21 protein-coding genes are annotated in these 20,193 nt (G+C 68.8%); 13 read left to right on the top strand and 8 right to left on the bottom strand.

All coding sequences use genetic code 11. The features are described from left to right. Positions 1-8 precede the first annotated feature (8 nt). From OG558_RS10990 to OG558_RS10970, 5 genes are read left to right on the top strand one after another with little or no spacing between them, the layout of a single operon-like run. Positions 9-689: a histidine phosphatase family protein gene (locus tag OG558_RS10990; protein ID WP_405070118.1), complete on the top strand. Its 681-nt coding sequence runs from the start codon at positions 9-11 to the stop codon at positions 687-689. Between the two features lie 7 nt (positions 690-696). Further along, positions 697-1,443: an SDR family oxidoreductase gene (locus tag OG558_RS10985; protein WP_405070117.1), complete on the top strand. Its 747-nt coding sequence runs from the start codon at positions 697-699 to the stop codon at positions 1,441-1,443. 1 nt (position 1,444) lies between these two features. Beyond that, positions 1,445-2,395, top strand: coding sequence for an LLM class F420-dependent oxidoreductase (locus OG558_RS10980; protein WP_405070116.1), 951 nt, complete (start codon positions 1,445-1,447; stop codon positions 2,393-2,395). Between the two features lie 59 nt (positions 2,396-2,454). Then, positions 2,455-2,865 carry a type II toxin-antitoxin system prevent-host-death family antitoxin gene (locus OG558_RS10975; protein WP_329483098.1) on the top strand — a complete coding sequence of 137 codons (411 nt, stop codon included), beginning with the start codon at positions 2,455-2,457 and terminating at the stop codon, positions 2,863-2,865. A gap of 8 nt (positions 2,866-2,873) precedes the next feature. Next, entirely contained in the window at positions 2,874-3,305 is a 432-nt protein-coding gene (locus OG558_RS10970) for a hypothetical protein (RefSeq protein WP_405070115.1), read from the top strand. 45 nt (positions 3,306-3,350) lie between these two features. On the opposite strand, the gene OG558_RS10965 is transcribed toward OG558_RS10970, so the two are convergent. Genes OG558_RS10965 through OG558_RS10955 form a run of 3 tightly spaced genes read right to left on the bottom strand, consistent with a single transcriptional unit; the run spans position 3,351 to position 6,324 of the window. After that, positions 3,351-3,773: an MmcQ/YjbR family DNA-binding protein gene (locus OG558_RS10965; protein WP_405070114.1), complete on the bottom strand. Its 423-nt coding sequence runs from the start codon at positions 3,771-3,773 to the stop codon at positions 3,351-3,353. Between the two features lie 9 nt (positions 3,774-3,782). Then, positions 3,783-5,636 carry a sensor histidine kinase gene (locus OG558_RS10960; protein WP_405070112.1) on the bottom strand — a complete coding sequence of 618 codons (1,854 nt, stop codon included), beginning with the start codon at positions 5,634-5,636 and terminating at the stop codon, positions 3,783-3,785. Next, positions 5,626-6,324, bottom strand: a complete 699-nt coding sequence (locus OG558_RS10955; protein ID WP_405070111.1) for a response regulator transcription factor — start codon at positions 6,322-6,324, stop codon at positions 5,626-5,628. Before OG558_RS10955 ends, OG558_RS10960 begins: the two co-directional genes overlap by 11 nt. Positions 6,325-6,437: 113 nt before the next feature. Between OG558_RS10955 and OG558_RS10950 the strand changes: the two genes are divergently transcribed. Genes OG558_RS10950 through OG558_RS10935 form a run of 4 tightly spaced genes read left to right on the top strand, consistent with a single transcriptional unit; the run spans position 6,438 to position 10,826 of the window. Continuing rightward, entirely contained in the window at positions 6,438-7,493 is a 1,056-nt protein-coding gene (locus OG558_RS10950; protein ID WP_405070110.1) for a hypothetical protein, read from the top strand. Next, positions 7,490-8,797: a peptidoglycan-binding protein gene (locus OG558_RS10945; RefSeq protein WP_405070109.1), complete on the top strand. Its 1,308-nt coding sequence runs from the start codon at positions 7,490-7,492 to the stop codon at positions 8,795-8,797. Before OG558_RS10950 ends, OG558_RS10945 begins: the two co-directional genes overlap by 4 nt. After that, positions 8,794-9,486, top strand: a complete 693-nt coding sequence (locus tag OG558_RS10940; protein ID WP_405070108.1) for an ABC transporter ATP-binding protein — start codon at positions 8,794-8,796, stop codon at positions 9,484-9,486. The genes OG558_RS10945 and OG558_RS10940 overlap by 4 nt, the downstream gene beginning before the upstream one ends. Further along, positions 9,480-10,826: an ABC transporter permease gene (locus tag OG558_RS10935; RefSeq protein WP_405070107.1), complete on the top strand. Its 1,347-nt coding sequence runs from the start codon at positions 9,480-9,482 to the stop codon at positions 10,824-10,826. The genes OG558_RS10940 and OG558_RS10935 overlap by 7 nt, the downstream gene beginning before the upstream one ends. On the opposite strand, the gene OG558_RS10930 is transcribed toward OG558_RS10935, so the two are convergent. The 3 genes from OG558_RS10930 to OG558_RS10920 are packed head-to-tail and all read right to left on the bottom strand — an operon-like array spanning position 10,728 to position 13,610. Continuing rightward, positions 10,728-12,086 (bottom strand): MFS transporter, encoded by a 1,359-nt coding sequence (locus tag OG558_RS10930; protein ID WP_405070106.1) that lies wholly within the window; start codon positions 12,084-12,086, stop codon positions 10,728-10,730. The two genes, OG558_RS10935 and OG558_RS10930, sit on opposite strands and share 99 nt — an antisense overlap. Before the next feature lie 43 nt (positions 12,087-12,129). Then, positions 12,130-12,606 carry a DUF4188 domain-containing protein gene (locus OG558_RS10925; RefSeq protein WP_329483082.1) on the bottom strand — a complete coding sequence of 159 codons (477 nt, stop codon included), beginning with the start codon at positions 12,604-12,606 and terminating at the stop codon, positions 12,130-12,132. A gap of 50 nt (positions 12,607-12,656) precedes the next feature. After that, complete coding sequence (locus OG558_RS10920; RefSeq protein ID WP_329483081.1) at positions 12,657-13,610, bottom strand: acyl-ACP desaturase; 954 nt, start codon at positions 13,608-13,610, stop codon at positions 12,657-12,659. 105 nt (positions 13,611-13,715) lie between these two features. On the opposite strand from OG558_RS10920, the gene OG558_RS10915 reads away from it, so the two are divergent. Together OG558_RS10915 and OG558_RS10910 are read left to right on the top strand one after the other, a co-directional pair. Then, positions 13,716-14,132: a thioesterase family protein gene (locus tag OG558_RS10915; protein ID WP_329483080.1), complete on the top strand. Its 417-nt coding sequence runs from the start codon at positions 13,716-13,718 to the stop codon at positions 14,130-14,132. Further along, positions 14,129-15,235 carry a zinc-dependent alcohol dehydrogenase family protein gene (locus tag OG558_RS10910; protein WP_405070105.1) on the top strand — a complete coding sequence of 369 codons (1,107 nt, stop codon included), beginning with the start codon at positions 14,129-14,131 and terminating at the stop codon, positions 15,233-15,235. Before OG558_RS10915 ends, OG558_RS10910 begins: the two co-directional genes overlap by 4 nt. Here the strand turns inward: OG558_RS10910 and OG558_RS10905 are convergent. Next, positions 15,217-15,675 (bottom strand): YciI family protein, encoded by a 459-nt coding sequence (locus tag OG558_RS10905; protein WP_405070103.1) that lies wholly within the window; start codon positions 15,673-15,675, stop codon positions 15,217-15,219. The genes OG558_RS10910 and OG558_RS10905 overlap by 19 nt on opposite strands. Before the next feature lie 158 nt (positions 15,676-15,833). On the opposite strand from OG558_RS10905, the gene OG558_RS10900 reads away from it, so the two are divergent. Both OG558_RS10900 and OG558_RS10895 read left to right on the top strand, forming a co-directional pair. Then, complete coding sequence (locus tag OG558_RS10900; RefSeq protein ID WP_405070102.1) at positions 15,834-17,279, top strand: M12 family metallo-peptidase; 1,446 nt, start codon at positions 15,834-15,836, stop codon at positions 17,277-17,279. A gap of 102 nt (positions 17,280-17,381) precedes the next feature. Next, entirely contained in the window at positions 17,382-18,839 is a 1,458-nt protein-coding gene (locus OG558_RS10895) for a pre-peptidase C-terminal domain-containing protein (protein ID WP_405070101.1), read from the top strand. A gap of 74 nt (positions 18,840-18,913) precedes the next feature. Here OG558_RS10895 and OG558_RS10890 read toward each other — a convergent pair whose 3' ends face one another. Then, positions 18,914-20,182, bottom strand: coding sequence for a M20 family metallopeptidase (locus tag OG558_RS10890; protein WP_405070100.1), 1,269 nt, complete (start codon positions 20,180-20,182; stop codon positions 18,914-18,916). Between the last annotated feature and the right edge of the window lie 11 nt (positions 20,183-20,193).

The following is a 20,193-nucleotide window of genomic DNA, read 5'->3' as shown; positions in this document are numbered from 1 at the left end:
GAAATAGCATGGCAGTCATCTATCTGATTCGGCATGCGCAGGCGTCGTTCGGCGCGCGTGACTACGACAAGCTGTCGGCTCAAGGTGAGCAACAGGCAGCGATGCTCGGCAAGGCGCTGGCCGATCGTGGTGCGCGGCCGGATGTGGTGGTCTCGGGGTCGATGCGACGCCACGCACGGACCGCCGAGCTCGCGCTGGCGGCAGCGGGTGTGGACGCTCACGTCGAGGTCGACGAGGGGTTCGACGAGTTCGACCACGACCAGCTGATCGTGGCGCACAAGCCGGCATACCGAGTTCGTGCGGTGTTGCTGGCAGACCTGGCCCGGACCGGGAATCCCCACCGGGCGTTCCAGGAGATGTTCACCGCGGCCACGCAGCGGTGGATCGACGGTGGCGACGGCTACACCGAGTCCTTCGATGCCTTCTGCGAACGGTCGGAGGTCGCGGTGCGGCGTACCGCCGGGCGACTGGGGAAGGGCGAGACCGCGGTGGTGTTCACGTCCGGCGGACCGATCGCGGCTGTGGTGAGCCGGCTGCTGTCCGGCGGCGACGGGCTGTGGGCGAAGCTGAACCCGATCACGATCAACACCGCCATCACCAAGGTGTTGTCTGGACAGCGCGGACTGACGGTGGTCAGCCACAACGAGCACGGGCATCTCGACGGTACCGGGATGATCTCCTACAGATAGGGCTGCGATGCGACGGAACATCCTGATCACCGGCGCCAGCGCCGGACTGGGCGCGGAGATGGCCCGGCAGTTCGCCGCGAAGGGGCACAACCTGGCGCTCACCGCGCGACGCGAAGAGCGGCTCGAGGCGCTGCGGACCGAGCTGACCGAGCGTTATCCACAGGCACAGATCGTCATCCACAGGCTCGATGTGACCGATCACGACCAGGTGTTCGAGGTGTTCCGCAAGGCCGACGCGGAGCTCGGCCAGCTGGACCGGGTGATCGTGAACGCCGGCCTGGGCAAGGGCGCGCCGCTCGGCACCGGCCGGTTCGACGCCAACCGCGAGACCGCGCTGACCAACTTCGTCGGCGCGCTCGCCCAGGCGGAGGCGGCGATGGAGCTGTTCCGAGCCCGGAACGCCGGCCACCTCGTCTTCATCTCGTCCATCTCGGCGTTGCGCGGCCTGCCCAAGACGGTGACGACGTACGCCGCGACCAAGGCCGGGCTGGCGTCGCTTGCCGAGGCGCTCCGGATGGAGTTGCTCGGCAAGCCGATCAAGGTCAGCACGATCTTCCCCGGTTACATCCGGTCCGAGATGAACGAGCACGTCGCGAACACCCCGCTGATCGTCGACACTGTTTCCGGCGTCCGTGCGATCGTCGCCGCGATCGAGGCCGAGAAGGCGAAGGCGTACGTACCGCCGTGGCCGTGGAGCCCGCTCGCCCGGGTGATGCGGTTCGCACCACTGCCATTGCTGAAGAGGATGATCTGAGATGCGCTGGGGTCTGACCGTTCCACTGACCGGGGTACCGCTGCGGGACCACCGGCCGCTGATTGCCGAGCTGTCCTCGCTGGGATACACCGACCTCTGGTCCGCCGAGGTCGCCGGCGCGGACGCGTTCACCCCTCTGGTACTCGCGTCCGAGTGGGACGACCGCCTGCGGTTGGGAACGGCCGTCGTACCCGTGCACACACGCGGACCGGCCGCGCTCGCGATGAGTGCGGCGGCGCTCGCGGACCTCGCGCCCGGGCGGTTCGTGCTCGGGATCGGGGCCTCGTCGGAGACCATCGTGACCGGGTGGAACGGGATCGCGTACGACCCGCCGCTGGCGCGGACCCGCGACGTACTCCGTTTCCTGCGGCAGGCGTTCGCGGGGGAGAAGGTGGATGGCGAGTTCGACAGCTTCACCATCCAGCGGTTCCGGCTGGAGAAGGCGCCGGATGTGCCGCCGTCGATCATGCTCGCGGCGCTGCGGCCGCAGATGCTCAAGCTTGCGGCGCGCGAGGCGGATGGCGCGATCACGAACTGGCTGTCCGCGGACGACGTACGGCAGGTCCGCGCGGAGCTCGGCCCGGACAAGGAGTTGGCGGCGCGGATCTTCGTCTGTGTCACCGAGGACGCGGAGATGGCCCGCAACATCGGCCGCTTCCTGGTCGCCACCTACCTGACCGTCCCCGGCTACGCTGCCTTCCACGACTGGCTCGGCCGTGGCGCGGCAATGAAGGAGATGCGTGAGGCGTGGGCCGCGGGTGACCGCAACGCCGCGATGGCCGCCGTACCCCTCGAGGTCCTCGACGACCTGATCGTCCACGGCACCGCCGAACAGTGCCGCGACCACATCAATCGCTATGTCGGCAACGGCCTCGACACCCCGATCATCGCTACCCTCCCCACCGGCACCGACCTCCTGGAGACCGCCCGCGCGCTCGCGCCGCTCGACTAGACGCCACTTGGCGCCGGCCTCGCTGCCGTGTACGCTGTGTACACAGTGAAGGGATGGTCATGAGCTCCACGGTCGACTACCGCAGTGCCCGCGAGGCGCGTGAGCATTTCAAGGAAATCCTCGATGCCGCCGACGACGGTCGCCCGGCGACGGTGACTCGAGACGCACGCCGGGTCGCAGCCGTGGACGCTGACCGGCTGGTGCACTTCCTGACCCGGGTTCGCCCCTCCGGTGCTCAGGTGGTCGCGGAGAACGACGGTTGGTCACTCTTCATTCCAGGACTCCCCGTTGCGGCAGATGGTGCCACGCTCGACGAGGCCGCGGAGGAGATGATCGACGCGCTCCGCGACTACGCCGAGGAGTGGGCCGACCACCTTCGCCTGGCTCCCAACCATGCCGAGAACTGGGGCATCGTGCAGATCGTCGCCCTGTCGTCGGACGAGCAGCTGCGCGACTGGCTGCTCGCCTGACGCGCGCCGTGAGCGAGCAACGCCGTCCGGTCACTCGGACGGACCACCAGAACTTCTGCCTCATCGAAGGCTGGACCGAACGCAAGCGCGCGACGGGCAAGCGCGGAACCCACCACGTCAACTACGAGTTCGCGCTGCCGGACGGGCTGATCCTCTACACGAGGATCAGTCACCCGGTCGATCGCACTGACTATGGCCCGTCGATCTGGTCGCACATCCTCCGTGACCAACTCGCCGTCACGGCCGAAGAGTTCTGGGCTTGCGTCGAAGACAAGGTCATCCCGGATAGACAAGGCCCGCAGGTTCCCGCCGAGACGATCCCCGCAGGAGTCGTCCGAACACTCGTCACAGAGGCGCACATCCCGGAAGTCGAAGTACTGGCCATGACAAAGGCGGAGGCTGTCGAACGGCTCGCCCTGTTCTACACGACTGGTCAGTGAAGACACCGATCTGTCGTTGCAAGGCCTGCCTGTAGCTCACCACGCTCAGTGTGGCAGTCGGTGTTCCTCGAGCCAGGTTCTGGCCCGGCGGTTGGAGGCTCGGGAGAGCCAGGCGTCCTGGATCACCTCGGTCAGCTCCTGCTTGGTGAGTTCGCCGATGCGGCTGCCGCGGACCAGGACCGAGGGGTGGCCGTCGAAGTGCGGGGTGGTGAAGAACGGGTTGGACTCGTCCGCCACCAGCGCCAGCTTCTCGTCCTGCGACTCGACCCAGAACACGATCACATCGTCGTACCGCTCGCCGGTGTCGGGATCGAACGCGTCCGGCCGCCGGCTCCGGAAGAACACGAACGACTTCCCACCCACCTGATAGACCGGCCGCTCGGTGTCTTCCTTCTGCCACACGGTGACATGCGGCATCCCCAGGGCGATCTCGTGCACATCCGCAACGCGTGCTTTCCGGCCGGCCACAGGCTGAGGTTAACCAGCCGGGATCCAGATCGTGAAGGTCGATCCGGAGCCGAGGCGGCTGGTCACCGTGATCCGGCCGCCGTGCGCCTCGGCGAGGTGCTTGGTGATTGCGAGGCCCAGTCCGCTGCCGCCCGTCGACCGGCTGCGGGACTGCTCGGCACGGTAGAAGCGGTCGAACAGATGTGGCAGGTGTTCGTCGGCGATCCCGGTGCCGTTGTCGGTGACGGTCAGGTTGTAGCCGTCGTCGACCCGTCGTACGCCGACCACGACGTTGCCGCCGGGCGGCGTGAAGCGGATGGCGTTCGAGACCAGGTTGCCGAGCGCCTGCCGGATCCGCGCGCTGTCGACGGAGGCCGTCGCAGCCCCTTGTACGTCGGCGGTCAGCGCTACCCCGGCCGTGTCGGCGGCAGGCTGGTGCGCCAGTACCACCTGTTGCGCCAGCTCGGTCAGATCACGTGGAGCGGGATGCAGCCGGAGCATGCCGGCGTCGGCGAGCGCGAGGTCCTGCAGGTCGGCCACCAGGTGCTCGAGCAGCTCGGTCTCCTCGAGCAACGACGTCACCAGCTCCCCATCCAGCGGTACGACGCCGTCCTCGGACGCGACCAGATAGCCCTTGATGTTGGCCAACGGCGTCCGCAGTTCGTGGGCGACGTCGCTGACCATCGCCTTGCGCTGGAAGTCGTGCCGCTGGATCGCCTCCGCCATCTCGTTGAAGGCATTCCCGAGCCGGGCCACCTCGTCCCTCCCGGTCACCGGGACCCGGGCGGCGTGGTCGCCGTTCCGCATCCGTTGGGCCGCTCCGGTGAGCGCCACGATCGGGCGGACCAGCCGGCGCCCGGCGAAGATCATCACCAGCGCCGCGATCAGCAGGACGCCGAGCGCGGTCGCCGCGGTCCGCAGCATGCCCTCGCCGGAGAACACGTTGAACGCGCTCTTCGCACCCAGATACAGCTTCGCGGGCGGAGCGACGTACGGCGTCAACGCCTCCGAGCGGGCCTGGGTCGTGCAGGTCGCGAACGCCTCGGACACCGCACCCTTGGTCTTGGGCTCGGCCGCCTTCAGCCCGTCGTAGTCGGCGATCGTGTACTTCTCACCGGCGGCGTCGAGGCAGGCGGTCGCACGGCGGAGCTCGTCGTCGTTCACGATCTTCGCCTTGGCGCTGGGCGCGTTCAGGCCGGGCGGCATGCACCTGTCCGACCCCGTGACTCCGGGCTTGGAGACCTGCATCTGGCTGACGCCGTTGGCGAGCTTGCCGGACTCGATCAGCACCTGCGGTGCGGCGTCGCCCCCGTTCGCGATGGATGCCGTAACGCCCTGGGCCCGGAAACAGTCGATCGCTTTCTGCGCGAGCTTCTCGCGCTCGTGCCACTCCTGCTCGGTCAGCCCCCAGACCGGGTACGGCGAACCTATTCCGGCCGATGTGATCACATCGGCCCGGCCCAACACGGTCGTCTTGCGCACAGCGGACAGGCTCAGCGCGCCGGCGAATTTCAAAGTGCCGTCGTTGCGGGCGTCGATGGTTGCCGCCGGCACCGAGGGCAGCTCGGGACCCGCGCCGAGCATCCGGGCCGAGTCGGCGATCACAGTGCCGTCCGGTTCGGTCACGGCGATCCGGCGGCCGAGCTTGCCGGCCAGATCGTGCACCAGCTTGTCCACCCCGGACCAGGTGGGGTGATCCGAGGCGTACTTCGACAGCTCGCCGTAGATCTGCCCGTCGACCTGGAGCTGGCCGGTGTTCGCGTCGATCTCGCCCTGCAGCTTCTCCGAGGTGCTGTAGGTGGCGATCACCGCGGTCGCGATGACCGCACCGAGGGCGACCGCGAGCGCCAGGCCGAGGAACCGAATCAGCACGCTACGACGCATCGACCTGTACCTTTTCCGCGAGCTTGTAACCGACGCCGTACACGGTCTTCAGGTACGCCGGTGCGGCCGGCGACGGCTCGATCTTCTTCCGCAGGTTCATCACGTGGACGTCGATCGTCCGGTCGAACACGTAGTGGTCGAAGCCGAACGCGTGCTCGAGCAACTGCTGCCGGGAGAAGGCCCGCCCGGGGGAGGCGGCCAGGCAGGCCAGGATCTTGAACTCGGCCGGCGTCACGTCGACCAGCCGCCCGGCCAGCCGGATCTCGTGCCGGATCGGGTCGATCTCCAGCTCGCCGACCCGGTACACCTCGCCCTCGGCCCGGCTCCGGGTCCGCCGCAGGACGGTCCGGACCCGGGCGACGAGCTCGCGCGGGTTGTACGGCTTGGTCAGGTAGTCGTCCGCGCCCAGGTCGAGACCGAGCAGCAGGTCGTCCTCGGTCGAGCGGGCGGTCAGCATGATGATCGGCACCTCGTCGTCGGCCCGCAGTACCCGGCAGACGTCCAGGCCGTCGACCTTCGGCATCATCACGTCGAGCACGAGCAGGTCGGGGCTGCGCCGGCGGGCCTCGTCGATCGCGGCCCGTCCGTCGTGCACGACGACGGTCAGGTGCCCCTCCCGCTCGAGATACCGCCGGATCAGCTCCGCCTGCTTCAGATCGTCTTCGGCGACGAGGATCCGCGCTGGCATACCCATCAATGTCCCCGAGTTTGATGAGAATCCGATGAAGATCGACTGAGAGCATCGGGTGCAAATCGGTCCTTCACAGGTTCTTCACCGCCGGCGCCTCAGGCTCGACCGCCATGAAGACCTCTCGAAAAGCACTCGCCCTGGTGGCGGTCCTGGCGCTGGCCGGTTGTGGCAACAACCAGAATCCGGTGGCCTCCGGGGACCAGAACAGTGACAAGAGCCCTCTAGCGGAGTACATGGGCGAAGGCTTCACGTCGTCCGGCGGCGGGATGCGGATCACGGTCCGGGCCGGCGGCGGTCAGCAGCCGTCGGAGGAGGAACTGGCCAAGCAGCGCAAGGTCGAGGACGCCACCACCGCCTGCATGAAGGCGGCCGGGTTCGAGTACGTCGCGGTCCCGCCGGAGTCGAACCCGAAGAGCAAGTTCGCCGACGCGTTCAACCTGCCACCGGACAAGTTCGCCGAGCAGTACGGCTACGGCATCAGCACCATCGACTGGTCGAAGGCCGGCGCCGACGACACCAACCCCAACACCAAGATCCGCAACGCCCGTTCCCCGAACGCGAAGAAGGCCTACGACAAGGCGCTGAACGGCCCGAACGCGGTCGGCAACGGCAACGTCGTGATCGCCCCGAAGGAAGGCGACGGCCCGAGTTCGAGCGGCACGATGGACCTCGGGTGCCGCGGCAAGGCGGTCGAGGAGGTCTACGGCAAGGGCAAGGACCGGACCGCCGACTTCAAGAAGTTCGACAGCCTGTTCAAGGACATCCAGGCGCTGTCGAAGCGGATCGAGGCCGACCAGCGGGTGGTGGACGCGACGAAAGCCTGGTCCGACTGCCTGGCCGACGCCGGTCAGGCCGGCTTCAGCAAGGTGGACGCGCCGCGCGAGAAGGTGCAGCAGAAGCTCGACGCGCTGACCGGCAACCAGGCACCGCCGAAGAACGGCCAGGGCAAGACGCTGCAGGGTCCGCCGTCGTTCGACAAGGTCGACGCGACCAAGCTGGCCGACCTGCGCAAGTTCGAGATCGACCTCGCGGTCGCGGACCAGAAGTGCAAGGCCAAGGTGTACGACGCGTCGTACAAGAAGGTGCAGTACGACCTGGAGAAGGAGTTCGTCAGCCAGCACAAGACCGAGCTCGAGTCGTACCGCGACGAGATGGCGAACCGGTGACGGCTTCGCCCAAGTCCCGGCGCCGGGTCCTGGTCGGGGTCTCCGCGGTGGCCGCCGTCTCGCTCGGCGTGGGCGTGGCCGCGGGCAGCCGGATCACCTCACCGGAGGACGCTGCCGCCAAGACCGCAGCCCCGAAGGCCTCCCAGATCACTGTGCCGGTGGCGAAGAAGGCGCTGTCCAGCAAGGTGATCGGCCGCGGTGACGCCTCGTTCGACGGCGCGGTGAACATCCGGGTCGAGACCAGCGGGCTGACCACGCCGGCCATCGTGACCGGGAAGGTGCCGGCGGTCGGGTCGACGATCACCGAGGGCAAGGCGTTACTGGAGATCACCGGCCGCCCGGTCATCGGCCTGGCCGGCGTACTGCCGATGTACCGGACGTTGAGTCCGGGCAGCAAGGGACCCGACGTACTCCAGCTCGAGCAGACCCTGGACCGGCTCGGCCTCGACCCGGGCACGGTCGACGACGAGTACGACACCGACACCTCGCAAGCGGTCGAGAGGCTCTACGAGAAGGCCGGGTACGACGCTCCCGCGCCGGATGAGCGACTCACGCAGGCCGTCGACCAGGCGAAGAAGCAGGTCGACGCGGCGAAGAACCAGCTCCGCCAGGCGAGGGCTCAGCTCAAGCAGGCCAAAGATGCAGCCAAAGCCGGTGGCAACACTGACACTTCGGTCCAGCAGGGTGCGGTCGACGATGCCGAGAGCAACCTCGCCGACGCCCAGCAAGCCCAGAGCGAGGCCGAGTTCAAGGCCGGTACCCCGCTCCCGGTGTCCGAGATCGTGTACGTGAAGACCCTGCCGCGCCGGGTCGACGACGTGAAGGTCGAACGCGGCGGCACGGTCAACGGCGTGGTGATGTCGGCGAGCGGCGCGTCGCTGGTGGTCACGGTCAAGGTCGACGCCGAGACCGCCCAGCGCCTGAAGGCGGGCATGGCCGCGACCCTCGACCTCGGCGAAGGTACGGCGGTCGCCGCGAAGGTCCGCCGGATCACCAAGAACGGCAACCAGTACGACGTCGTGGTCGCACCCAACGCGCTGACCGCAAGCCAGTTGGCGCTGCTCCGAGACGCGAACGTGCGGGTGACGATCCCGGTGAAGAGCACCGGCGGCAAGGTCCTCGCCGTACCAGTTGCGGCGTTGTCATCCGGCGCGGACGGCGGGTCGCGGATCGAGGTACTGCGGAACGGGAAGACGGAGCTCGTGCCGGTCACGGTCGGACTGTCCGCCGACGGGTACGCGCAGGTCACGCCGGCCGGCGACGCCAGGCTGTCCGAGGGCGATCAGGTGGTGGTGGGACGATGACCGCCACCGCGGTTGCCTTGCCGGCGCCGGTCGTCGAGATGATCGGCGTACGGCGATTCTTCCCCGGACCACCCGAGGTCCAGGCGATCCGCGAGGTCGACCTGACGATCGGGCAAGGGGAGTACCTGTCGATCGTCGGACCGTCCGGGTCCGGGAAGTCGACGTTGCTCCACTTGCTCGGGTTGCTCGACAACCCGACCGGTGGTGTCTATCGGCTGGACGGGGTGGACACGATGAGCTTGCGCGAGCGGCGTCGCGCCGTACTGCGTGGTGAGCGGATCGGGTTCGTGTTCCAGTCGTTCCACCTGCTCGACCACCGGACCGTCCTGGAGAACGTCGCCCTGTCGATGGTGTACGTCGGAGTGCCGCGGCGCGAGCGGATGGCCCGGGCCCGGGTTGCACTGGAGCGGGTCGGGCTCGCGCACCGGATGGAGTTCGCGCCGACGACGCTCTCCGGCGGTGAACGGCAGCGGGTGGCGATCGCGCGGGCGCTGGTCGCCGAACCGAGTCTGCTGCTCGCCGACGAGCCGACCGGCAACCTGGACACAGCCAATGCGGAGGCGATCCTCGCGGTGTTCGACGAACTGCACGCCGAGGGGATGACGCTGGCGGTCATCACCCACGACGACAACGTCAGCCGCCGGGCGCAACGTCAGGTCCGCATCGTCGACGGAACGCTCCAGTGGTAACCCCAGCAGGCCCCCCGGATCCCGCCGGCGGGCCGTCCACCGATCGGCGCGGAGCGCGGCGACTGCGGCCCCGGCTCGCCCTTGCCGGACTGATCCGCCGGGCGGGCTCTCCCCGCCCCGCCTCGCTCCGCCGCCGGTCTCGTCCCGCTGTCCGGGACCTCCTCGACGAGGCGCTGGCGGGCGTTGCCGCCCGACCGACCCGGCTGATCCTGACGACGCTCGGCACTGTGCTCGGGATCGCCGCGCTGGTCGGGACGGTCGGACTCGGGCAGACCGCGTCGGGCCAGATCACCCAGCGGTTCGACCTCGCGGCCGCCACGCGGGTCGTCGTACAGCCGGACGACAAAGGCGGTCAGGAAGGCGAAGCCGCCACGCAGTTGCCGTGGGACGCGCCGGATCGGATCCAGCGGCTCAACGGCGTGGAGGCGGTCGGCACAGTCAGCAACCTCGACGTGGGGGACGACCTCGTCCGCAGCGTGGAAGCGCTCGACGATCAGCGCAACGGTCATGCGCTGCAGGTGATGGCCGGTTCGGCCGGGTTGTGGGATGCAGTCCGGGCGGTGCTCTCGACCGGCCGGTTCTTCGACACCGGACACGATCGGCGCGGTGACAAGGTCGTTGTTCTCGGCAAGCATGCCGCCGAGCGGCTGGGCATCAACCGGGTCGACTCACAACCAGCGATCTTCATCGGCGCCGAGCCCTACACGGTGATCGGCATCCTCGATTCCGTCTCCGGCCGGGCCGAGCTCAACGATGCCGTGATCATGCCGAACGGTGCGGCGAAGGCGGTATACGACCTGGAATCCCCGGACGCGGTCGAGATCCGAACCCAGGTCGGTGCGGCGCAGTTGATCGCCGAACAGGCGCCGATCGCGATCGAGCCGAACAACCCGAGCACGCTGCGCGTCGACGCCCCGCCGAAGCAGGGCGCCGTACGCAAGGGGGTCGAGTCCGACCTGAACGCGCTGTTCCTGCTGCTCGGCGCGGTCGCGCTGCTGGTCGGCGGTCTCGGCATCGCGAACGTCACGCTGCTGTCGGTGCTCGAACGGATCTCCGAGATCGGGCTGCGCCGCGCCCTCGGGGCCGCCCGACGACACATCGCGGTGCAGTTCCTGGTGGAGAGCGTGATCGTCGGCTTCCTCGGCGGACTACTCGGTACGGCGGTCGGCGTACTGCTCACCGTGGGAGTGTCGTGGATCCGGGACTGGACGCCGATCCTGGACAACCGGCTCGCGTTCGGGTCACCCCTGCTGGGTGCGTTCATCGGCCTGGTCGCCGGCACGTACCCCGCGTGGAAGGCCTCCGCCATCCAGCCCATCACCGCCCTGCGCGGTACCTGAGTCATCCCGGCTGAGCCGTGAGTACACCACCGCGGTGGCGGCGAAGCCGAGCACGATGAAGGCGAGCACCGCGTACGACTTCCCGTCGTCGGGCAGGATCCACGCGCCGAGCGCGGCCGCGGAGACCTGCCCGACGTTGTAGATCATGTCGTACAGCGCGAACACCCGGCCGCGGTAGACATCGTCGACACCCGTCTGGACGAGGGTGTCGACGCTGATCTTCACGCCCTGCGCGCAGAAGCCGGTAAGGAAGCCACCGACGATCAGCGCGGGCTGGGTGTAGAGCCCGATCGGCACGGCGGTCACGACCGCGGCGGCGACGAACAGCCAGGTGATCCACTGCCGCAGCGTCATCACCCGGGTGCCCCACGGGGTGACGAGGGCGGCGAGGAACAGACCCGCGCCGACCGCACCGGTTGCGATTGCGAGTGCGCCGAAGGCCTCGTCGAGCTGATCGGGTCCGTAGAAGTAGTTGCGGTACAGCAGGATCATCGAGACGGTCATCAGCCCGAAGAAGAAGCGCAGCGAGCCGATCGCGCCCAGCCCGAGGGCCGCTTGCTTGCGCGTGCTCAGGTACCGGGCGCCGTCGATCAGGCCGGACGCGATGGTGCTGAGCGCTTCGACGATGCCGGGTTCGTCGCCGTTCAGGTCCGGGCCGAGCTGGTCGCGGCGTAGCCGGAGCGCGAGCAGGGCGGCGGCGGTGTAGACGACGACCGTGAGTCCGAGGACGGCGAGATCGGAGTCGCCGATCAGCTTGACCCCGGCGCCGACCCCGCCGCCGATGAGGAAGAACGCCGTACCGGAGGTCGGGGTGACGGCGTTGGCCATCACCAGTTCGTCGCGTTCGACCACGTGCGGGAGGCCGGCGGACAGGCCGGAGAGCAGGAAGCGGTTCACGCCGAGGGTAAGGAGCACGGCCAGGTAGAACGGCACGCCCGCGTTGCCGGTCGCGACGATGGCTCCGACTCCGACCACGAGGACGGCTCGGGTGAGGTTCGCGCCGAAGAGGATCTGCCGTCGCGACCACCGGTCCAGCAGTACGCCGGTGAACGGCCCGAGGACCGAATACGGCAGCAGCGCGACCGCGAACAGCCCCGCGATCGCCGCCGCGTCCGGAGCCCGCTCGGGCGAGAACAGCACGTACGACGCCAACGCGACCTGGAACACGCCGTCCCCGAACTGCGACGTCAACCGCACTGCGAACAACCGGCGGAAATCCCGGCGCTTCAGCAGCGTCCACAGATCCCGGATGAACCGCACGCCTGCACTGTAACCGCTGCGGATGGCCGGACCGGCCGGGCGGCTACTCCTTGGTGTGCAGGCGTTCGGCGGCGGTCTCGCCCTTGGTGCCGACCGGGACGACGCCGGCGACCTTGCCGAGACCGAGCAGCGGCATGTTGCCGTAGATGGTCTCGGTGTTCCCCGCCGGGACGACGTACGTCTCGTGCCAGATGCCGACGGCGCCGCTCTTGTACGACTGCTTGAAGTAGTCGAGCCAGGCCGGCCGGTGGGTCCGGTTGCTGTCGTTCGCGAAGCTCTGCAGCTTCTCGATCGACTCCCAGTACTGGATCAGGGTGGCGCCGCGCCACGTCGGCAGCGTCCGGAACCCGAGCAGGCCGCTGTCCGGATCCTTCGACAGCTCACGCAGCATCGGTCCCATCGCCCTGGCGACCGGCAACCACGCCTTGAACCCCCGCAGCGAGTTGATCCGCAGACCGATCAGGAACACCACGACGTCCCCGTCGTACGCCGCCGTGTGCCGCCCCTCCACCACGCTCATCCGCCCCACCTCTCCTGGTCATCCCTGTCGAGGTACAGCATGAACAACGATCAGGCCGACGGCACCTCTGTTGCTCTGGTGGTGCGGACAGCCTGGCGGGCGCGCAGGCGGTCGCGTTGCTCGACGAACCGGGCGGCCTGGGCGTCCAGGCCGGCCATGAAGTCGGCGAGCTCGTCGCGGGCCTTGGCTCCGTCGCCGGTGAGATCCTCGCGGTCGAAGACCTTCCACTTCCGCAGGATCGGCGCGACCACCTCGTCATGGTGCAGGCGCAGATCGTAGATGCCGGCCTTGGCGATCGTCACCGAGTTGCGGGTGAATCCTTCCATCGTCGCGCCCGGCATGGAGAAGTCCCTCACCTCGTTGGTGACCGCTCGCATGGTCTCGTTCGGTGCCGTCTCGAACGCCGCGGCGACCAGGTTCCGGTAGAAGATCATGTGCAGGTTCTCGTCGGTGGCGATCCGGGCCAGGAGCTGGTCCGCGATCGGGCAGCCGGTGGCCTTACCGGTGTTGCGATGGGAGACGCGGGTGGCCAGCTCCTGGAAGCTCACGTACGCGATCGCCTCGAGCATGTTCTTCTCGACGACGTGACCGGCGGTCATGTGCCTCATCCGGGCGTTCTCCAGCTCGACCGGGTCCACCCCGCGGGTGACCACGAGGTAGTCACGCAGCGCGATGCCGTGCCGCCCCTCCTCGGCGGTCCACCGGCCGACCCAGGTGCCCCACGCGCCGTCGAGGCCGAACTGGGTTGCGATCTCCCGGTGGTACGAGGGCAGATTGTCCTCGGTCAGCAGGTTGGTGACCATCGCGACCTTGGCGACCGGATCGAGCCGGGACTGCTCCGGCGACCAGTCCTCACCACCGAGGAAGGCGAAGTCGCGGCCCTCGCTCCAGGGCACGTAGTCGTGCGGATTCCAGTCCTTGGTCATCGCCAGGTGCCGCTCGAGATTGTCCTCGACGACGGGTTCCAGCTCGTGCAGCAGGTTCGTGACCAGCTTGTCGTTCACCGGGGTCTCCTTCGTCGGCGGTTCCCCCCACCCTACGGCACCGTAAGTTACGGCACCGTAGGTTGTGGGCCGTCGCACAGCCGGGGCCGCCGCTATGGTGGCCCGATGGATCGGAGTTCCTTCCCGCACTTTCTGGCGATCACGTTGCGGTGGAAGGACAACGACGTCTACGGGCACGTGAACAACGTCGAGTACTACAGCTTCTTCGACACCGTGATCAACGACTTCCTGATCCGGTCCGGCGGACTCGACATCCACGGCGGCGACGTGATCGGGCTCTGTGTCGACTCGCAGTGCACGTTCAAGCAGGCACTGGAGTTCCCAGGCGTCGTCGACGCGGGATTGCGGGCCGCACAGCTGGGTAACTCCAGTGTGCGGTACGAGATCGGCCTCTTCCGGGAGGATTCGGACCTGCCGGCCGCGACCGGGCGGTTCGTGCACGTGTTCGTCGATCGTGCGGACCGCCGTCCGGTGCCGGTCCCGGATCGCATCCGGGAGGCACTCGAAGGGATCACGGGATGATCGTGCGCGGCGCCGTACTGCGGGAGATGCGACTGCCTCGCCCGTACGCCGAGTCGCGGCCGCTGAGCGTGGAAGAGGTCGAGCTGGCCCCGCCCGGTCCGGGTGAGCTGCTGGTCCGGATCCGCGCGGCCGGCCTGTGCCACTCAGACCTGTCGGTGATCGACGGCTCCCGCCCGCGAGTGCTGCCGATGCTCCTCGGCCACGAAGCCACCGGCGAGGTGCTCGAGTCGGCGGCGCCCGGGTTCGCGCCGGGTGACGTGGTCGCCTGCGCCTTCGTCCCCGCCTGCGGAAGCTGCGGCCCCTGCGCCGAAGGCCGAGCCGCCCTCTGCGAGCCGGGTGCCGCCGCAAACACCGCCGGCACTCTGCTCGGCGGCACCCGAAGGCTGAACAGCGTCCACCATCACCTGGGCGTGTCCGGATTCGCGGATCACGCGGTGGTGTCCGCGCATTCGGCGGTGAAGATCGATCCGTCGCTCCCGCCCGAGATCGCGGCGCTGTTCGGGTGCGCGGTGATGACGGGCGTGGGAGCTGTCGTCAACACGGCGCAGGTCAGAGCCGGCCGGAGTGCGGTCGTCTTCGGCCTCGGTGGTGTCGGGCTGTCGGCGCTGCTCGGTGCGGTCCTGGTCGGTGCGCATCCGATCGTCGCGGTCGACGTCGTACCGTCGAAGCTCGAGTTGGCTCGGTCACTCGGCGCCACGGTGACTGTGGACGGTCGTGCTGCCGACGCCGTCGAGCAGGTCCTGGCGGCGACCGCGGGCGGAGCCGACTACGGATTCGAGACCGTCGGGAGTGCGAAGGTGCTCGAGCAGGCGTACGCCGCCACCCGCCGGGGCGGAACAACGGTCACGGTGGGGCTGCCGGATCCGTCGCAGTCGTTCAGCGTCCCCGCGGTCAGCCTGGTCGCCGAGGAGCGCACGGTGAAGGGGTCCTACCTGGGCTCGTCGGTGCCGTCGCGGGACATCCCGCGCTATGTCGCGCTGTACCAGGCAGGCCGGCTGCCGGTCGACCGCCTGCTCACCGCGACGGTAGGCCTCGACGAGCTCAACCGGGCCTTCGACGACCTCGCCGCCGGCGCGTCGATCCGTCAGGTATTGCTCTTCTGAAGGTTTTCCGCGGCCTTCAGGAAGGTCCGCTCCTCGCGGGCCCGCGCCTCCGGCGTGAACTCGGCGCCGAAGTCGTCCGGGGTCGCGACCTGCCGGATCTCCAGTCCGGTGCCCCGACCGGTGCCGGCTGGACCCTCGTCGGCGGCCATGCAGCGCCAGCCCCACTCGAGGGCCTCTTCGCGGGAGGCCACCTCGATCAGGCAGAACCCGGCGATCAGCTCCTTGGTCTCGGCGAACGGGCCGTCGACTACCCGGCGCTTGCCGCCGTCCAGCTGGAGCCGGACGCCGTTCGAACTGGGCAGTAGCCCGTCGCCGGCCAGCAGGACGCCCTTCTCGGCCATTTCGGCCATCACCAGACCCATCTCGGTCAGGCTCTTCTCACTCGGCATCGCTCCGGCCTCGGATTCCTCGCTGGCCTTGAACACCATCATGAAGCGCATCGGAACCTCCGCAAGTCGGCGTTAAATCCCGAGACGAATCTATACAGCGCGAGGGCCGGTCGGGCAGGCTACCGAAAGCACATGCCCGCCTACGAGATGTGAAGCAGTGCCCGCCCACCGCCCATGGTCGGTCGGAGTCCCTGAGGAGGACCCCAGCAATGCACACCCGCCCCCGCCGCGTCGGCGCCCTCGTTGGCGCCGCCGCTGTTGTCTTCGGTGCGCTGGCCGTCGTGGCCGGTAACCAGGCCGACGCCCAGCAACCCGCCCCCGCCCCGATCGACCAGCTGCTCGGCCAGGAGCTCCAGGGCAAGGCCGCCCTGGGCAAGGTCCAGTCGCGACTCGCCGAACTGGCGGGCCGCAACGGGATCCCGGCCGCTCAGCTGGAGCAGATCCTGGCCACCGACAAGACCAGTTGGCTGGACCGCGACGGCAAGCTCTTCTACCGCGAACCCGTCGCCGGGACTGCCGCCCGCCGTGCCGCCGCCGCGCCGTCCCCGCGCTGGGCGGCGAAGGCGGTCGCCGCTGCCACCGGTCCGGCCTTCGAGCTGCACAGCAAACCGGGCTCCAACCGGGTCATCTACCTGGACTTCGACGGCCACACCATCACCGGTACGGCGTGGAACACCGGAGGCAAACCGGCCACGGTGAACGTCACGGCGTACGACACCGACGGGAACCCGAACAACTGGAGCACCGCCGAGCAGGACGTCGTCCGTGATGTCTGGGCGCGGGTGTCCGAGGACTACGCGCCATTCGACGTGGACGTGACCACGCAGGAGCCGGCCGCGGCGGCGATCACCCGGTCCGGTGCGTCCGACCAGCAGTACGGCACCCGCGTCCTGATCGACCCGACCACCTGGTACCAGTCCGGCTGCGGATGCGGCGGCGTCGCGTACGTCGGCGTCTACGACAACACCAGCCAGCACTCGTACTACCAACCGGCCCTGGTCTTCACGAAGGGTGTCGGCACCGCTGCGAAGAACATCGCGGAGGCCGCGTCGCACGAGGCGGGTCACAACGTGGGCCTGAGCCACGACGGTACGGCGTCCGTCGGGTACTACGCGGGTCACGGCGCGTGGGCTCCGATCATGGGCGTCGGCTACTCCAAGGCGATCAGCCAGTGGAGCAAGGGCGAGTACTCCGGCGCCAACAACAAGGAAGACGACTTCGCCGTCATCGGCCAGAACGGTCTGGCGCTGCGAGCCGACGACCACGGCAACGGCACCACCGACGCCACCGCGCTCACCCTCGGCACCGGCGTGAAGGGCATCTACGCCAACGACTCCGACGTCGACACCTTCCGGATCGACCTGGCGGCCGGCACCTTCACCTTCGCGGCGAACGCGGCCGCGTCCGGCGCCGACCTGGACATCAAGCTCCAGTTGCTGAACTCGGCCGGCACTGTCGTCGCCACCGCCGACCCGTCCGCCGGGCAGTCCAACTCCGCCACTCCGACCGGCCTGAGCGCGAGCATCAGCCGCCAGGTCACCGCGGGTCGCTACTACTTGCGGGTCGAGAACACCGGCTACGGCAACCCGCTGAACACCGGCTACTCGACGTACGGCAGCCGCGGCGCGTACACGGTCCGGGTCACCGCCGGCTGAAACACCTGAGCTGTCCGGGGCCGTCGTTCCCACCGAGATCGACGGCCCCGGGCCTTTGGGGGATATGCCCGGGGGGATACCGCCCTATCCCTGGAGGACCTTGTGAACAGACTCCGCCGCACCGGTGCACTGACCTGCGCCGGTGCTGTCGTGTTCGGTGCGCTGGCCGTGGTGGCCGGCAACCAGGCCGACGCCCAACAGCCTGCTCCGACCCCGATCGACCGTCCGACCCCGATTGCCCAGCTGCTCGGTGAAGCCAGGCCCGGTGTCGCCGCGCTCGGCGAGGTGCGGTCCCGCCTGTCCGAGGTTGCTGCTGGCAACGGGCTCCCCGTGGCCCAGCTCGAGCGGATCCTGGCCACCGACAAGACCAGCTGGCTGGATGCCGACAGTCGGCTGTTCTTCCGTGAGCCGACTCTCACAGCGACGCAGAAATCGGCTGAAGCGTCACCCCGCTGGGCCGATCAAGCCGTTGCCGCCGCGACCGGTCCGGCCTTCGAACTGCACAGCAAGCCCGGCTCCAACCGCGTGATCTACCTGGATTTCGACGGCCACACCATCACCGGTACCGCGTGGAACGCGTCGAAGGGGATCGATCCGGTGAACGTGTCGCCGTACGACACCGACGGCGATCCAGCGACCTTCGGTACGGCCGAGCAGGACGTCGTACACGAGGTGTGGGCGCGGGTTGCGGAGGACTACGCCACCTTCGACGTGGATGTGACCACGCAGGAACCGCCGCAGTCCGCGATCGACCGGTCCGACGCGTCGGACCAGCAGTACGGGACGCGGGTGCTGATCGACCCGGACACCTGGTACCAGTCCGGTTGTGGATGTGGCGGGGTCGCGTACGTCGGCGTGTACGACAGCACCAGCCAGCACGACTACTACCAGCCGGCGCTGGTGTTCACGAAGGGTGTCGGCACCGGCGCGAAGAATCTGGCCGAGGCCGCTTCCCACGAAGCCGGTCACAACGTCGGCCTGAGCCACGACGGCACGTCCACTGTGGGCTACTACCAGGGGCACGGCGCCTGGGCTCCGATCATGGGCGTCGGCTATTACCGCGGCATCAGCCAGTGGAGCAAGGGTGAGTACGCCGACGCCAACAACACGGAAGACGACTACGCGGTCGTCGGCACCCACGGCTTGGCCTTGCGCGCCGACGAGGCCGGTGACACCAGCGGCGACGCGGCCGCGCTGACCGTCGGCACGCCGGTGTCCGGGGTGATCGCCGCGGAGGCCGACACGGACGTGTACCGCGTCGATGTCGGTGCCGCTGGCAACTACACCGCGACCGCGAGTGCCGCGCCGACCGGCGGTGACCTCGACATCAAGCTGGACCTGCTGGACAGCTCGGGCGCGGTCGTCGCCTCGGCCGACCCGGCCTCGGGTCAGGCCGACGCCGGTACGCCGACCGGCCTCGGCGCGAGTGTTAGCAGCACGCTCCAGGCGGGTACCTACTACCTGCGGATCGACAACGTGGGCTATGGCGACCCGCTGAACACCGGGTACTCCACCTACGGCAGCCGCGGCGCCTACACCCTAGGCATCACGCCCTCCTGAACCCTGTGGCTGGCCGGCCTCTGGCGGGCCGGCCAGCCCCAGGCCAGGTCAAGCGGTCAGGCCACTTCAAACGCTCAGGCGGGGATCAGGTGGTTGACCGCGAGCTGAGCGAGCGCCGCGGCCTGGTCGCCGAGCACGACGTCGTCGAAGCGGACCACGCTGGAGTGATTGGACGGCGCGCCGTCCGCGTCGACATCGTCGGGACGCGCACCGAGCATCACGAACGTGCCCGGCACCTCCTGCAACACCATCGAGAAGTCCTCCGACCCCATCAACGGGTTGTCCAGCGGCTGCACCCGCTCCGCACCGAGCAACTGCTGCAGCACCGCCGACGTCTCCGCCGTACGCTCGGCGTCGTTGACCGTCACCGGATACTGCGGGACGAAGTTGGCGTCGACCGTGCAGCCGTGGGCCGCCGCGATCTTCTCGGCCAAGCTCGGCAACTCGTGCGACAACTGCTGGAACGTCGCATCCGACAACGTCCGCACGGTCGCGCCGAGCCGGGCCGTGTTCGGGATGACGTTGATCGCGACTCCGGCCTCGAGCTGCGTCACCGTGATCACCACCGGGTCGAAGACATTCGTCCGCCGCGTCGCATACGTCTGCAGCGCGAGGACGAGCTCGGCCACCACGGGCACCGGGTCGATCGTCTTGTCCGGAGACGAACCATGCCCACCCTTGCCTCGCACGGTGATGTGCAGCTGGTTCGAGCCGGCCATGATCGTCCCGGGCCGCGTCTGGAAGATCCCGCTGGCCTCCTGCGACCAGACATGAATCGCGTACGCCGCGATCGGTTTGTCGCCGGTCGCCTCCAGCAGCCCTTCGCGGAGCATGTACCCGGCGCCGCCCAAACCTTCCTCACCCGGTTGGAATATGAAGAGCACGTTCCCGTGCAGCTCCTCGCGATGGGTGCTCAGCAGCTGTGCCGAACCCACCAGGCCGGCGGTGTGCAGATCGTGGCCGCAGGCATGCATGTTCCCGTTCCCGGCCGCGTACTCGAGATCTGTCTCCTCGGCCACCGGCAGCGCGTCCATGTCACCCCGCAACAACACCGTCGGCCCCGGCCGCCCACCCCGCAGCACGCCGACCACCGAGGTCAGCTCCTTCCCGGTGCTGACCTCCAACGGCAACCCGGCCACCGCGTCGAGCACCATCGCCTGTGTCTTCGGCAACTGCAGCCCGACCTCAGGAATCCGATGCAACTCCCGCCGCAACTCCACCAGCCCAGGCGCGACTCCCGCACCCTCCGCGACCAGATCCACCACAACTCCCTCCACGAAGCTCAGCACAATCCGCAACAACACATCCGAACTCGCCGCCCGCAGCGCGGCCGTCTCCACCACCGCGCCGAGCG

Source organism: Kribbella sp. NBC_01510, assembly GCF_045040325.1.
GTDB lineage: Bacteria > Actinomycetota > Actinomycetes > Propionibacteriales > Kribbellaceae > Kribbella.
This window is presented reverse-complemented; position numbering and strand designations above follow the sequence as displayed.